The sequence below is a fragment of the Mycobacterium sp. 1164966.3 genome, from assembly GCF_001665395.1.
In the GTDB taxonomy this organism is placed as follows: Bacteria; Actinomycetota; Actinomycetes; order Mycobacteriales; family Mycobacteriaceae; genus Mycobacterium.
The window spans coordinates 41,863-56,291 of sequence record NZ_LZSG01000040.1; the positions used below are offsets into that span (position 1 = coordinate 41,863).

The 14,429-nt window shown below is 64.9% G+C and carries 11 protein-coding genes; 5 read left to right on the forward strand and 6 right to left on the reverse strand.

Annotated features, from left to right (window positions below):
* Positions 1-5: 5 nt before the first annotated feature.
* The 3 genes from A9W99_RS14095 to A9W99_RS14105 all read right to left on the reverse strand — a co-directional run bounded on the left by A9W99_RS14095 (position 6) and on the right by A9W99_RS14105 (position 5,880).
* A complete protein-coding gene (locus A9W99_RS14095; protein WP_067378614.1) occupies positions 6-914 on the reverse strand; it encodes a metal-dependent hydrolase in 909 nt (302 codons plus the stop codon).
* A 45-nt stretch (positions 915-959) separates the two neighbouring features.
* Positions 960-4,211, reverse strand: coding sequence for a thioester reductase domain-containing protein (locus tag A9W99_RS14100; protein ID WP_067378617.1), 3,252 nt, complete (start codon positions 4,209-4,211; stop codon positions 960-962).
* A gap of 649 nt (positions 4,212-4,860) precedes the next feature.
* Positions 4,861-5,880: a diacylglycerol kinase family protein gene (locus tag A9W99_RS14105; protein ID WP_067378619.1), complete on the reverse strand. Its 1,020-nt coding sequence runs from the start codon at positions 5,878-5,880 to the stop codon at positions 4,861-4,863.
* Between the two features lie 205 nt (positions 5,881-6,085).
* Here A9W99_RS14105 and A9W99_RS14110 point away from each other — a divergent pair, with 205 nt between their 5' ends.
* The 4 genes from A9W99_RS14110 to A9W99_RS14125 all read left to right on the forward strand — a co-directional run bounded on the left by A9W99_RS14110 (position 6,086) and on the right by A9W99_RS14125 (position 9,892).
* Complete coding sequence (locus A9W99_RS14110) at positions 6,086-6,955, forward strand: oxidoreductase (RefSeq protein WP_067378622.1); 870 nt, start codon at positions 6,086-6,088, stop codon at positions 6,953-6,955.
* A 150-nt stretch (positions 6,956-7,105) separates the two neighbouring features.
* Positions 7,106-8,038: a DMT family transporter gene (locus A9W99_RS14115; protein WP_067378834.1), complete on the forward strand. Its 933-nt coding sequence runs from the start codon at positions 7,106-7,108 to the stop codon at positions 8,036-8,038.
* Between the two features lie 370 nt (positions 8,039-8,408).
* A complete protein-coding gene (locus A9W99_RS14120; RefSeq protein WP_253869849.1) occupies positions 8,409-9,257 on the forward strand; it encodes a CDP-alcohol phosphatidyltransferase family protein in 849 nt (282 codons plus the stop codon).
* Positions 9,254-9,892: a lysophospholipid acyltransferase family protein gene (locus tag A9W99_RS14125; RefSeq protein WP_067378626.1), complete on the forward strand. Its 639-nt coding sequence runs from the start codon at positions 9,254-9,256 to the stop codon at positions 9,890-9,892. Before A9W99_RS14120 ends, A9W99_RS14125 begins: the two co-directional genes overlap by 4 nt.
* Positions 9,893-9,898: 6 nt before the next feature.
* Here the strand turns inward: A9W99_RS14125 and A9W99_RS14130 are convergent, their stop codons facing one another.
* From A9W99_RS14130 to A9W99_RS26605, 3 genes are all read right to left on the reverse strand, one after another.
* Positions 9,899-10,495 (reverse strand): hypothetical protein, encoded by a 597-nt coding sequence (locus A9W99_RS14130; protein WP_067378631.1) that lies wholly within the window; start codon positions 10,493-10,495, stop codon positions 9,899-9,901.
* A gap of 1 nt (position 10,496) precedes the next feature.
* Positions 10,497-11,402, reverse strand: a complete 906-nt coding sequence (locus A9W99_RS14135) for a phosphatidate cytidylyltransferase (RefSeq protein WP_067378633.1) — start codon at positions 11,400-11,402, stop codon at positions 10,497-10,499.
* Between the two features lie 75 nt (positions 11,403-11,477).
* Positions 11,478-12,041 (reverse strand): hypothetical protein, encoded by a 564-nt coding sequence (locus A9W99_RS26605; RefSeq protein ID WP_156623097.1) that lies wholly within the window; start codon positions 12,039-12,041, stop codon positions 11,478-11,480.
* A 423-nt stretch (positions 12,042-12,464) separates the two neighbouring features.
* Here A9W99_RS26605 and A9W99_RS27610 point away from each other — a divergent pair, with 423 nt between their 5' ends.
* Entirely contained in the window at positions 12,465-14,402 is a 1,938-nt protein-coding gene (locus A9W99_RS27610) for a serine/threonine-protein kinase (RefSeq protein WP_156623098.1), read from the forward strand.
* The last annotated feature ends 27 nt before the right edge of the window (positions 14,403-14,429 follow it).

Consider the following 14,429-nt stretch of genomic DNA (forward strand, 5'->3'; position numbering starts at 1 on the left):
TGCGTTCAGTGAGATGCGCGCGCTGCAGGCGATCGCGCCAGGTAGTCGACCGCGCGTCCCACGCCGCCCAGCTGGGACGGGTGAAAACCGGGCTTGTAGTAGGCGCTGATGACCGGCAGGAACTGCGTCGGCCCGGGCAGCAAGCCCCGGCGTGCCGCGGACAGGTAGTCACGCCAGCGCGCCTTGGTCCCCGGTGGCAAGTGCGGGTCGACCGAATACATGAAGCGCACGCCGCGGACCCACAGCAGCGCCAGCGCCGGCGTTATCAGCAGCTGGGTGCGCACCTGCCGCCAGTACCCGGCGCGCAGATGCTTCATGGTGTCGAAAGCGACGGCTTTGTGCTCGACCTCCTCGGCACCGTGCCAGCGCAGCAGGTCCAGCATCACCGGATCGGCGCCGGCGGCGTCGAGTTGCGGCGTGTCGAGAATCCACTCACCCAGGATGGCGGTGTAGTGCTCGAGGGCCGCCACCATCGACACCCGCTCGAGCAACCAGCTCTGCCGCCGCCGCCGGCTCCACCGCGGCCGGTCTCCGAGCAGCTTCTGGAACATCCAGGTGACCTGGTCGATGAACGGCGTCAGGTCGATTCCCCTGGCGGCGAAGTGGTCCAGCACCCCCGAGTGCGCCTGCGAATGCATGGCTTCCTGGGCAATGAAGCCCTGGACGTCGAGCCGCAGCTGATCGTCCTTGATCAGGGGCAGCGCCTCTTTGAATATCGCTGCGATGAACTCCTCGCCGGCGGGCAGCAGCAGGTGCAGGACATTGCAGAAATGCGTGGCCATGACCTCGTTGGGCACATAGTGGAAAGGCAGCTTGGCCCAATCGAAGTCGACGTCGCGCGCCTGCAGGACAAGTCGCTCGTGGTCGAGCGACTCGTCATGCCGGCCAGTTGCCTGGTCATCGACGGTGAACATGGTGAACCCTTTCGCAGAATATCGCTTTACGACACCGGAGTGTGCCTAGGCACTGCATCGGGTCTCGGTTTCCGCCTCGCTGATCAGACCTTCGCTCCGCACGAACCGAAGCAGATCGTCGACAGTCTGTCCCAGGGCCGGCTCGCTGAGCCGGACCTTGGCCAGCGAGCGCGCGCGCCGGTACTGGGTGTTGTCGTAGCGCTTGTCCCGCATTGCCGTGATCTTGCTGGCCGAACGGGTGAGGAAATCGACCAGCGGATAAAGCGGATCGCCAGGTCCGGCCAGCCGGTTCACCTGCTCGGTGAACGACGGAATGTCGTGGTACTCGAAGTGATAGCCGTGCCGCTCGGACAACAGCCGGGTGACATCCATCAGGCCGTAGTAGTCGTCGGCGGTGATGTTGAAGACGGTGCCCACCTCATCCGGCAGGTCCGTTTCCATCAGCTCGACGATGTGATCGGCGACCAGGTCCGCCGGCAGCAGACTGATCTGGTTGAACGCTTCGACGGCCACGCCGTGCTGAATCATGAACGCCGTCAGGCGGACCAGGATGTCCTCGCTGCTTCCGAAGCCCGCGCTGGTCGGGGAGATGAGCGAAGGCCGGTAGATCCGCACGTCGAGTCCTTGACGCTGGGCTTCCAGCACCAGCTGCTCGGCGACCCACTTGGTCTGCGAGTAGCCGAAGTCCAGACCGCTCATCACTTCGTTCGCATCCCACTCACCGACCACCGGCAAGGTGCTCCACCCGTAGATAAAGGTGCTGGAGACCAGGTGGAACGCCTTGCGGTGGGACGTCATGGCCAGGCGCAGCAGCTCCCAGGTGCCGCCCACATTGGCGGGCCGCAGGGCGTCGTAGGTCCGCACGTAGTTGACCAGGGCGCCGTTGTGGACGATGGCGTCGATGTTCTCCGCCAGGTGCTGGAATGCCGCTTCGCCGATGCCGAGGTGCGGCTCGGCCAGGTCGCCGCAGATCACCCGCACCCGAGCCCGGACCTCGGCTTCCAGCTCCGCAGACCAGAGCTGAGCCCGCCGCAGCGAGGCGACGATGCGGTCCAGACCGTGGTCTGTATCCGTGGCGCGCATCAGCGTGTGCAAGGTGTAGGACGTCTGCGTGAGCAGGCTGCTCAGCAGGAACGGCCCCAGGAACCCGGTGACGCCGGTGACCAGGACGTCGCTCACCACCTCCGGCCGGGCTTCTGGAAGCGCCGGCAGCGGCAGTTGGGCGTCGGCGCGCATCTGCCTGGTCTCGTAGGCCTCGTACTCCGCGGAAATCTGGACCAGCGCCTGCCGCACAGTCTCGAGCGGTTGCCCGTCCTGATCGCCGAATTGGCTTACCAGGCGGAAGAACTCGGCGACGGTCAGCCGCTGCAGCAGCCGCGTGTTGACCTCTTCGGCCAGCTCTGCCGCGCCGTGCTCTTCGAGTAGGGCTTGCAGGTCGTTGCGCAGCTCGGCCAGGCTCAGCGAGTCGATGCCGAGGTCGGCGAAGGAGCAGTCCTCCTGACCGGTCAGGTCGTAGCTGTCGATGAGGTGGCGGAAGCGCTCCATGGGTCCCGCGCTGGCATCCAGCGCTTCGTTGGTGGCCCGGTGACCGACCCAGGTCGCCACCGCGGAGAGCTTGCCGTCCAGCCAGAGCTGCCGGGTCTCCCGGCGCCTGATCTTCCCCGACGTGGTCTTGGGGATGCTGCGCGCCGGCAGCAACGCGATGGTGTGCGGTTCGATGTGGCAGTGCTTGCGGATCGCCCGCGCCAGGGTTTTGGTGTCCGGAAGCGTGTTCTCATCACGCACCTCGGCGACCACAACCAGCGCCTCCTGCTCCTCGTTCTCGACTGAGAAGGCGGCGACGCAGCCGTGCCGGATTTCCGGCGCCGCTCGTTCCACGACGGCCTCGATGTCGGCGGGGTAGCAGTTGACGCCCCGCACGATGATCAGGTCCTTGGTCCGGCCGCAAACGAACAGCTCACCCTCGTACATGAAACCGAGGTCACCGGTACGCAGGTAGGTGTGCCCTTCGTCGCCGGCGATGTGGGCGCCGAACAACTCGGCGGTGGCGTCCGGACGATGCCAGTAGCCGTCTGCCTTGGACGGTCCGTCCACCCAAACCTCACCGACCTGGCCCTCGTTCAGAGCCTGCCGGGTTTCGGGATCGACGATCCGGACGATGTTCTCGGGAAGGGGCTTGCCGGAACTCACCAGCAGGGCCTGATTGTTGTTCTCCGGCAATGTCTTCTCGACTCGCGCGACGTTCTGTTGCAGCGCTCGTTTGTTGACGGCCAGAATCTGGCGTCCGCGGAGGGTGACGATCAGCGTGTTTTCCGCCAGGCCGTAAGCACCGGTCACCGCCTCAGGCTTCAGTCCGTAGGGAGCGAAGCGTTCACGGAAGCGGATAAAGGTCTTGGCGCGCAGTGGCTCTGCCCCGGTGACGAACGAGTCGAGGCTGCTCAAGTCGAGGCCGGCCAGGTCCGAGGTGGGCAGCTTGTCCTCGCGCAGGCAGTACTCGAGTGCGAAGTTGGGGCACGGTGAGTGCGTTGCACGCACCTCACTGATGAGCCGGAGCCAGGTCGCCGGCTTCTTGAGGAAGTCCTCCGGTGACATGCCGTGATTCGTCCCGCCGATCAGCAAGACGAAGAAGTAAGCGGAGATCAGGCCCATGTCGTGGTGCTGGGGTAGCCAACTGACGCTCACCTCGCCGCCCGTGAAGGCGCGGGCGTTGGCGATGACGTTGGCGTGACTCACCATCACCCCCTTGGGGTCGCTGGTGGAGCCAGATGTGTACTGCAGGAACAGGATCGGGTTAGGCGTGTCCGCCACCAGCGGCCCGCCGAACTCCCGGGTGGCGTCCGTCGCGAACCAGGGGAGCTCCGGAAGGCGCTGGGCATCTGACCAAGCTTGGATCCCATCGAGGTGACCCACCATCAGCCGGTAGTTGTACTCCAATTCCTTGGTCGACAGCACGGCCTTGGCCTGGCTGTCCCGCGCGATGAAGCTGAGCTTGGCCAGGCCGGCTTCGAAGGCCATGGGAAGGGGAGGGCTGACCGGTACCGCGACGACCCCGATGCGGGCGCAGGCGATCAGAGCCGCCACCATTTCCAGGCCCGGTGGGTAGACGAGCAGCGCCCGCTCTCCGGGCTCGAGGCCGACCTCGGTGGACAGGTAGGCAGCAAGTTCGCGGGTCCTCTCGGCGAAGCTCTGGTAGGTGTATTGCTCAAGCTCTCGTCCGTCGACATCGACGAACCGGTAGAGGACTTTGTCTGGTTGCTGCTTTTCCCACATGTGCAGGAAGTCAATAAGAGTCTCCATTGGAGTCGCTCCGTTTCACGTCGGTGGTCGGCCCTCAGACCGCGATCACTGAGCACTTCCCCCGTCGCAAGTGCTGTTGATGACCGATAGTAGCCGCCGACGAAGCTCAAGCAAAGATATCGGAAGAAATTTTTTGCGCTACATATGAATTTCACAGCTAACCCAACTAAACGAGTAATCGCTCGCTATTTATATCCTGCCGTACCGTGTTCGCGAACGCGGACTCAGTTTTTCAGTAGTCACTATTGTCAGTATCTCAGTACTCAATCGGCACCCTGTTTTGCCTGGTAAACCCGCCAGCTCCGGAGATACTGACATACGATCCTCCGTATCTCAGTATTTAATGAAACCGGCGGCACGACGGTCGGACAAACGATGTCCGGCCATTTTGGCTGCCAGCGGCAGGCGCGTACTGGCAAACAAGATCTGTGGGGGATAGACGCTTGATACCTGGTTGCGGGACGGTGCTGTAGCAACGAGTCTCGGACCCTTGCACGTCCCAGCCTCCGGACCGCCCGAGCAGCCCCAGCGGCTGCGAGCCTGATACTGACGTACTGACGTACTGACGCCAAGCTGCCGAGTTCGGCGGCTTTGACCTGCGACAGTTCTCGGAACTGCTCGGTCTGGATGCGGTCTCCCGCTCGGTGCCCTACGCGAGCGCGGCGACGGAAGGTTCCACCCGCGCGACGCGGATGAGTGGTCCGGCGCGAGCCACCAGCCGCACGATGTCGAAGAAGCGCTCGCCGTCGACGATCGGCGACAGTGGCTCGTCGTCGCCCTCGATTTCGATGATCATCTCGCGTCCGTTGACGTCGCGTAACTCGAAACCACCGCGGATCTTGCCGCTGCGGAGCGCTTTGGGCATTTGCGCGATGATCCTCGAGGGCCGCAGGTTCCCGGCCTGGAAATGCAGCAGTCCAGGCTCGGCCGCCTTCGGGAAAAGCCGGAACCCGCCACCGATAACCAGGTCGATAGCGCCGGCGTTGAGAAACCTGTGTTCCCGGGTGGGGACCTCGTCGCCGTCGATTACCACGCGTGCCTGCGTCGGTATGAACAGTTTGGTCGCATAGTTCGGGGTGATCGCGTGGCTGGGCTGGATCTTGTTTTGCACGTAGTCGCGGGCCGAGCGTGCGATCACCTTGACGACGTCTGCCCGGCCGTGAGTGTGGTTGTCGTAGTACCTGTCGTAGAACCGGTTGCCGACGCCTCCGGCCGCGAGCCCGAAGCACAGGCGATGAAACTTCTCGCCGTCCTTGGTTTCGCCGTCGAGTGTCAGAGTGTCGAGGCGCATTTCCGGTGGGGGCCGATCCGCCTGCGCGGCCAGCGCGAGTTCCCGCAGGATCTCCTTGGGCCGCCCCTTCACTCCCGCCTTACGTCCGATGGCGTTGACACTGCCGCCCATGCTGGGCACGAACGTGGGCCAGTCGTGCGGATCGGCGACGCAGTGCTCGGTGTCGTTGACCAGCCAGTTCAGCGATCCGTCGCCGCCGTCGCTCACCAAGTGGGTGATCCGCGGTAACAGCTCCCCCAGGACCTTGCGGACGTCGTCGGCGGAGTGGGTTTCGTGCACCTCGCCGTACTTGCCGAGAATGTTTTGCAGCTCGCGGCTGCGCCCAGGAGCAGCGATATTCCTGCGGGCGTGCGGATTGAAGATGACGCCTATGTACATCCGCGGTCACCCACGTTCAGAAGGGCTGACAGGGCGGGGTAGATCGCGTCCCAATTGAGTTCTCCTCGAGAAAAGACTTGGGTGTCCGGGTGGGCTTCCGCGGTATTTCCAGCACCCTACCGCGAGGTCCGCTGGATAAGGGGCAACTCTTCGATCTGCTCGAGCACATATCCCGCCGAACGAAGCTCCCACTACTGTGACTGCCATGCCTGAATGGACTGCGGCAGACCTGCCCTCGTTCGCCGGACGCACGGCGATAATCACCGGCGCCAACGGGGGACTGGGCGAGGTGACCGCGCGTGAGTTGGCCAGGGTCGGTGCTCGCGTGGTCCTTGCCGTGCGTGATACCGGAAAGGGCGAGGCCGCGGCCGAACGCATGACCGGGGACGTCGAGGTGCGTCAGCTCGACCTGCAGGATCTGTCCTCGGTGCGGCGCTTCGCCGACGCCATCGACGATGTCGACGTCCTGGTCAACAACGCCGGCATCATGGCCGTCCCGCACGCCCTCACCGTCGACGGCTTCGAGAGTCACCTGGGTACCAATCATCTCGGTCATTTCGCGTTGACCAACTTGCTGCTGCCCAGGCTGACAGACCGGGTGGTGACGGTGTCCTCGCTGTTGCACATGATCGGCTACATCAGCTTCAAAGACCTGCACTGGCAGTCCCGGCCGTACTCGGGATTCCTGGCCTATGGCCAGTCGAAGCTGGCCAACCTTTTGTTCACCAGTGAGTTGCAACGCCGCCTGGATGCCGCCGGTTCGCCGCTGCGCGCCCTGGCCGCCCACCCCGGCTGGTCGCACACAAATTTGCAGGGCCGCTCCGGCAGCAGGGTGCGGGACGGCCTGGTGCTGGCCGTTGATCGGGTCGTTTCCAGCGACGCCGACTTCGGCGCCCGCCAGACGTTGTTTGCGGTGTCGCAGGATCTTCCCGGCAATACGTTCGTGGGCCCGCGATTCGGACTCTGGGGCCGCAGCCGGCCGGTCTGGAGGACGTGGCTGGCCAAGCGCGCATCCACCGCCGCCGAACTCTGGGAGCGGTCCGAGCAGATGACGGGTACCAAGTTTCCGCTTTAAGGGTGGGCCGACTGCCGAACCAGCTTTCGGGACTTTCGGCGGAAGCCCTCTTGGCGGTCTCTCGGAGACTAGAGTCATCGCAAAAGAAACCGCTGGTAAGCGGCGGGGTGTACTGCGCCACATCAGGGCTCGGCGAGGAGGGCAACCGTGTTGAAGCAGGAGATTATTCCTGGAATCTTGGCCCTGCTCGCCGCGCTGTCGGCCGCAATCGGAAGCGTGGTCCGCCAGCGGTCCGCTCATACGGTCACCGAGGGAGAAGTCGGCCACCTGACGCTGTTCAGCATGCTGGTGCGCAATCGCCGCTGGTGGCTGGGCGGCCTCGGGGACGTAGCCAGCTACATATTCATTGCCATAGCCCTGGACTACGGCTCGGTCATGCTGGTCACCTGCCTGCAGGTGACGGTGTTGCTGTTCGCCATGCCCATCTACGCGAGAGTGACCAACCATCCCATCACCCGATCGGAGTGGGTGTGGGCGGTAATACTTGCCGCGGCGTTGGCGCTGCTCATCAAGGTGGGAGATCCCACGGCCGGCGAGAAACGGGGCGCCGTGGGCGACTGGCTCATCGTGGCCATGGTGATGGGTCCGGCGTTGGTGCTGTGTGTGCTTGGGGCCCGCGTTCTCAAAGGCCGTCCGGCGTCGGCAGTGCTGCTGGGGGCGGTGTCGGGATCGTCGCTGGCGTTGTTCGTCGTACTTACCAAGGGCATTACGCAAGTGATTCATCACGGCGGCCACCACTTGCTGCACACCTGGGAGTTCCCTGTCTGGATCCTCGCCGGAGTCTCCGGAATGATCTTCCAGCAATCGGCCTTCCGCGCCGGCTCGCTGACCGCCTCCCTGCCGACGATCACCGTCGCAAAGCCCATAGTGGCTGTGATATTGGGTATCGCCGTCCTCAAGGAGTCGCTGCAACTCGAAAGTGGCCCAGAGTGGGCTTTGCTGATAGCGATAACTGTGCTGGTGATCGTCTCCACGGTGATGCTGGCGCGTGGTGAGGCCGCGTCCATTGCGGAGGACGAGGAACATGCCGCGCCTGTCACAGACGAACCCAACAAGGTGCCGTCAGAACCCGTGAGCGACTGAGGCGCGTCACCGAAACGGCCCGGTGACGGCCGCGCTGCCACGGGGTTGTCGCTTGGCCCGAACCGGGCAAGACGCGTAGTCCTACTCATCCGCAGCGGCCCGCGGGCCCGCATGCTGATTGCATGCCTTTCGCCCTTCCACGACGTCGCCGCGTGAGCTGCGGTCGTGCCGCAAGGATTTCGCAAGAGTTTCGCGAGCAGGCGGCAAGCCGGGCATCGCAATCTATCTGCGCTGGGACACGGCGGACGACTCGCCACCACCTACGCGATCCGGAAGTTGGGACCGGTAGCGGCAGGCACGGGGTCCACTTGCCCGCAGACAAACCCCCCACCGGGCCCAACCGGCTTAGACGAGTCGAAAGGAAATCACAGTGAGCGCCACCCGCGACAGCGTCTTGACGCTTCACAAGCCGAGCCTGCACACACCGGCCGCAGCCGAGCCTCGCGTCGCGCACCGCGGCTGCTTGACGACGGGTTCCCGCGCGCTCACGCTTCCCCGAATCAACACCGTCGCCGAGGTAGCGCCACTTCCTATCGCGCCAACCGCCCCACGGAAGTGGTTGGGCCTGTACGCGCTCAAGCCGTGGTACACCCGTCGGCTGACACCGATCGTCAACGTCGCAGTGACGCATCAAGTTTCGCCAGATGTCTGCACCGTCACCGGGGTGGTGGCGGCGGGCGCGGCCGGGGTGGCCGTAGCACTGGGATGGTGGCCGCTTGCGGCGCTGTTTCTCGCGCTGCGCCTGGCAGGCGCCAATCTCGACGGCGCGGTTGCCCGAGCCCGCGGGGTCAGCCGGCCGTGGGGATTTGTGGTCAACGAGATAGGTGACCGCGCATCCGACTTCCTGACCTTCGCCGGACTCGCGGTCTGGGCTGCCCGTCAGCAAGGCCCGGGCCTGCACTTCTTGTCCTGGCCAGTGTTCATGGTGATGGCTGCCGCACTAGCCGCCACGCTGCCCACCTTCGCGTCGCTCGCCGCGGCCGGCGCGGGCGCGCAGCGGCGCAACGGCGGCCCGCTGGGCAAGACCGAGCGTTGCCTTTTCGTGCTGATAGCCACCGCATTTCCGGTTGTCCTGCCGGTGGTTTGCACGCAACTGGTGAACGGCTCGCTCATCACCACGGTGCTGCGACTGCGGGCCGCCCGCCGTGAGCTGGCCGGGCAGCAGCCGCAACAAGACACTGTCGCCGCCGAGCCGTTGGGCGAGGTCCGCGCATCATGACCGCGACCAGGATCTCCAGTGTGCTGCGGCATTGGCTGTGGCGGTCGGTGGCCGCCGTTTCGGGCGGGTTGGCCGTGACCGGGCGTTGGCGCTCAGGCGGTGGCTGTGTGGTGGTGGCCAATCACTCCTCGCACGCCGACACCGCGGCGCTGCTGGCCGCCTTACCGCCGGCTGCGCAGCCGGTGTTCGCTGCGGCGGCGGACTACTGGTTCGAGGTTCCGGTGCGCCGTTTCGTGGCGTCCACGGTGGCCGGCGTGCTCCCGGTGCGGCGCTCGGGCCGTGGCACCTACGCCGAATTGTTGGCTGCGGCGCGTCCGGCGCTGATGGCCGGACGCACCGTCGTCATCTACCCGGAGGGGACGCGCTCGAAGAACGGCAGCATCGGTGAGTTCCGTTCCGGCGCTTTGCGATTGGCACGCGACTGCGGTGTGCCGATCGTTCCGGTCGCTGTGCTTGGCACCGCCGACGTGCTGCCCAAAGGCAGCAACTTCATCTCACCCGCCCCGATGCAGGTTCGCATCGGCGAGCCCGTCGACCCGAACACCGTCTCGGGATCGCAGTTGCGCGAACGGGTCATGGTTTTGCGTGGAGATCATCTGCCGGAGCCTTCTCATCGATACGCGCTGGCAGCGTGACAGCGGCTACGACCAGGCGGCGATCACTGCGGAGAGTGCGGCGGTGAAAACCACGCCAGTGATGATCAGGTAGACGCCGTAGCAGCGTCGCAACCACCGATGGAAGACGCTGGACAGCAGCCACAGCACCAATCCCACTGTCGAGATTCGCAGGCCACGCTCTAGCAGCGTCCAGCCAGCCAGCCGCCAGAGCTCGACGCCGTGCTGACCGGCGGCGCGCGCGTACACCTTGACAGGTATCCCCGACAGCGCCTGATGCATTATCGCGCTGGGCCCTTCGGCGAACTGGCCAAAAGCGGTCGCGGCCATCCGCCCGGTCGTCAGGGGTGCGGGCAATAGGACACCGCGAGACGTCAGATACGCATTGGTCAGCACGCCGAGCACCGAACCGGCGATCACCGCCGCGGCCAACGGCATCACGCGCCGCGGCACGGCGACGGCAAACAAGGCCAGCGCCATCTCGGCGACGATGAACCAGCTCAGCGCCTCGGCATAGCCCCAGAGAAACGCTAACGGCAGGCCGTACCGACCGGAGACCAGGCCGGCGAGCGCCGCCCAGACCCGCGATGGACGGGGACCGGATTCGCCAGGCACGTCGATCATTTCAGCCGAGGAGATACGCCAGCGGAAGGACAAGCAGGAGCGAGTCAATGCGGTCGAGCAGGCCTCCGAAACCCGGCAGCCACGATCCGGCGTCCTTGACCTGGGCTTGCCGCTTCACCATCGATTCGACGAGGTCACCCAGCACGCCGCCGAGCCCGACCGCGATGAGCAAACCGATTGAGATGGTGCCCAGTAACGTAAGCACCAGAAACGCCCCGATGATCGCGCCGATCAACCCGCCGACAGTCTTGTTGGGACTCAGCGGTGACAACGGGCGGCGAGCCCAGCCCAAGCTGCGCAACCCTTTTCCGCCACACCAGGCGGCGACGTCAGCGGCAGCCGCAGCGAAGCACACTAGATACGCGTCCGACCACAACACCACCAGGTGCGCCAGGGACCAGCAGATCCAGACCGATCCGAACGCGGTGAACGTCGTGCGCCGGCCACCGTGTTCGACGTCGCCGCTGATCACCGAGGGCAGTGCACACGCCAGCACGACGATCGGCGCGAGACTCAGCAGGGATGGACGCAGCCAGGCCGCAAGTGAATACAGCACCGCCAAGCCGAGCAGCAAGCCGAGGTCCACCTTGCCGAGCTTCACCAGGCGCTCGTACTCGGTCACCGCGACCACCGCGAGTGCAGCGGCTAGCACGGCAGTGGTGCCGTGGCCCAACCAGATTGGGATCCCGACAGCCGGCGCGATCATCATCCAGCTCGTCCACCGCTGAATCAATTCCCGTTTGCGCGATATCAGCACCGCAATTCCGGCGATCGCCAAAACCGCGACGGTCACCCACATGAAGAACACAGACCGGGAGAAGAGGTGGATGTGCACCGGGCCGAGGTCGACGTTGAGCGGCAGCCGCCGATCGAAGTGAAGGATCCGCAGGTAATCGTCGACGAGCATCAACGTCCCAAGACCTCCGACAAGTTGCGTCTGCTCGGCACACTAAACCATCGTGCGGCCGACGCCGCGGTGAAATCAGGTATCGCGCTCCCGGTTGCCGATTGCCGGCCGGGCGTAACCCGCCGTGCACGGTCCCGGTTTGCCGTTGCACGGCGATATCACCCAGCGGCAGTTGCCTTTCAGGCTCAGGCTGGCCATCTCGGGTGACAGCTTGAAACCGAAGTACTGCCCGACGTTGTTGGTCCTGATCTCGGATGGCCGTCCATCGGAGAATGATTGTTCCTCAACGCATATCGCGTCTGTCGTCGACCCGACGCCGTCCCACCAATCGCCCAAATTGACGTCGCCGGAGTACAGCGTTTCAGTCGGGCCATACGTGTAGAAGCTGTGCACCGGTCGCTGCAAGCGGTCGATCTGCTGCCATCGCCGGCCTTGAAACCCGACACACAACAGGACCTCGGGCTCTGCCGTACCGGATCGAGGCTTTGCAAACGTTTGCGAATCCGGGCCGGCCGCATCGCACGGGGCGCCGTCCTTCGGCTGGACAGCCGGGTCGGCGGAACCGACGGGCGCGACAAACAGCGTCGCGACTACCGTAGCGGCGAAAGTGGCCAGTGCGCGCGCGTAACCACGCCTCATGCTGCTAAACGCTAAGCCCATGCCGTCCTGCACGGGAGGGCTTTGGCCGAATCGGTGGTGCCACGCGGGACGCAAGAATTTCACATGAATTCCGCGATGATGTGGCAAGCGTTGTGCGGCAGCGTATCTGTTGTCGGTCACGGTGATCGGCCCCGGCAGGGATGCATTCGACAGGACCGCAAAGTGAGCACCATGCACAGCCTGAAGCAGATCATCGCCGGGGTTCTGCTGGCAGCCGGTGTACTGGCGGCAGGATTTGGCGCAGGCACCGGCGAACCGTCCGCCGTATACGGGACTGGAAACTGTCCCGTCGGACACTATTGCGGTCTGTTAGGGCGCTGACCGTCGGCAGGATTCACTGGCTCGCCCTGCGTCCAATACCCAATTCCGCTGTGTTGGAGAGCAATTCAGATAGGAGTCTTGGTGCCTGATACCTCCGATGACGGGCTTCACGGATCAGCTCCGAAATTGAAGGTCGGTCACGTGTTCGCGGGTTACCGGATTTCGAGGGTGTTGGGCGCGGGCGAGATGGGCGCAGTGTATTTGGCTACGCACCCGCGGTTGCCGCGTGAGGAAGCGCTGAAGGTGTTGCCGGCGCATCTGACAGCCGATCCGGAGTTTCGGGGCCGTTTTGACCGCGAGGCCGAACTGGCGGCCGGGCTGTCGCATCCGCACATCGTGGGAATTCATGATCGCGGCGAAGCCGACGGCCAGTTTTGGATCTCGATGGAGTACGTCGCCGGCACAGACGCCGCACGCCTGTTGAGCGAGGACTACCCCGCCGGGATGCCGTTGAGCGAAGCGCTGCCGATTATCACCGCGATAGGCTTGGCACTCGACTATGCCCACTACCGTGGGCTTCTGCACCGAGATGTCAAGCCGGCCAACATCTTATTGACCGATGATGACGCACAAGGGCGGCAAGTGTATCTGGCTGATTTCGGCATCGCTCGGCTCATGGACGACGCCGCAGGATTGACCGAGACAAACATAACGGTGGGAACGGTGTGGTATGCCGCCCCGGAGCAGCTGCGGGGCGAGGCGATCGACGGGCGGGCCGACCAATATGCGTTGGCGTGTACCGCCTTTCACTTGCTGACCGGGGTTCCGCCGTATGGCGATGCCAACCCGGCGGTGGTGATCAGCCGCCACGTGAATGCTCCGGTGCCTTCCCCCGGTATCTATCGGCCCGAGCTGGCCGCGCTGGACCCGGTGTTCGCCATCGCGATGGCCAAGGACCGCTCGGACCGGTTCGGCAGCTGCCGAGAATTCACCGAGCAACTCGACCGACGCCTGCACCCCGATTTCGCGTACGCCGACCAGATTCCGTATCGCGCCAAAGCCACGAATCCCCGATTGGGCGCAGCCGCGCCCGCCGTGCCGCAACCGGAACGAAGGAGGCGGGCGCCGCGGCGCGGTCTGCTGATAGGGGCGGTGGCCGCGATGCTCATCGCAGGCGGCGTGTTCGGGGGTACAAAGCTGAGCCGCCAACACAATCTGGCCAACCTCACTGCGCCCACCAAGATCACCGCGTCGCCCACGCCTGCGTCCAACACCGGTCCGTTCACCGGAATATACCGGGCCGATTTCGGCCGAATCAGCAACGTGGAAGGTGAACCCGCCAAAGGTGTGGGGCCGACAACCGAAACGTGGGCATTCCGCTCGGTGTGCGGCAACGCCGGGTGCATGGCGACGGCGTCCCGTCTTGACGGGGAAACCATGCAGGTGCCGGCGATGGTGCTGGATCAGGTCGACGGAAATTGGCTGGCCGTCAGCGTGGGCTCCAGCACCTGCGGCCCACTCGAAGGCGAGGTCTGGGAGGCCTTCACACTGCGAACACGTCCGGACGGCACCTTTGTCGGCGAAGCCACTCAGACGATGACGAAGGGCTGCGCCAACAAGCGCACGGTGACCTTCACCCGCACCGGGGATGTGGATGTCAGCACCCTTCCGAGCCCGGGCACTCTGCCGGCGCGGGTGGTGTCGCCTGCAGAAGCTCTGCACGGCCGATATCACCAATCGAGTGTCCAGCCCAACGGCTTCAAAGAGCAGAACGACTATGTCGTCGAAACGACCTGCCTGCGCGCCGGCGATCGGTGCATGAGCCTTTTCCACAGACCCCCGGCCGCTGCCATGGCGATGGTGTTCGGCGCCGGAAACTGGTTCTACGACCGCGAGTTCGACGCCCCGTGCGCAAAAGGTGGCACGACGCACGTGAGAATCGTCGTGCCGTTCCCGTTGCCGCAACCGCTCCAGGATCCGGTCGCTCTGATCACTGGGCACGGTCATGAGGAGCTGACGGGGGCAGCGGGCTGCGGTAGTACCGACGTCGACGTGAAATTCGTTCGCATCGGCGACTAGCGCTGACGCGGGCGTCTCACCCGAGCC

Coding starts and splice junctions, on each gene's coding strand:
- A9W99_RS14095 (WP_067378614.1), bottom strand. CDS start 914: ATGTTCACCGTCGATGACCAGGCAACTGGCCGGCATGACGAGTCGCTC.
- A9W99_RS14100 (WP_067378617.1), bottom strand. CDS start 4,211: ATGGAGACTCTTATTGACTTCCTGCACATGTGGGAAAAGCAGCAACCA.
- A9W99_RS14135 (WP_067378633.1), bottom strand. CDS start 11,402: ATGCTCGTCGACGATTACCTGCGGATCCTTCACTTCGATCGGCGGCTG.
- A9W99_RS14125 (WP_067378626.1), top strand. CDS start 9,254: ATGACCGCGACCAGGATCTCCAGTGTGCTGCGGCATTGGCTGTGGCGG.
- A9W99_RS14130 (WP_067378631.1), bottom strand. CDS start 10,495: ATGATCGACGTGCCTGGCGAATCCGGTCCCCGTCCATCGCGGGTCTGG.
- A9W99_RS14110 (WP_067378622.1), top strand. CDS start 6,086: ATGCCTGAATGGACTGCGGCAGACCTGCCCTCGTTCGCCGGACGCACG.
- A9W99_RS14105 (WP_067378619.1), bottom strand. CDS start 5,880: ATGTACATAGGCGTCATCTTCAATCCGCACGCCCGCAGGAATATCGCT.
- A9W99_RS26605 (WP_156623097.1), bottom strand. CDS start 12,041: ATGAGGCGTGGTTACGCGCGCGCACTGGCCACTTTCGCCGCTACGGTA.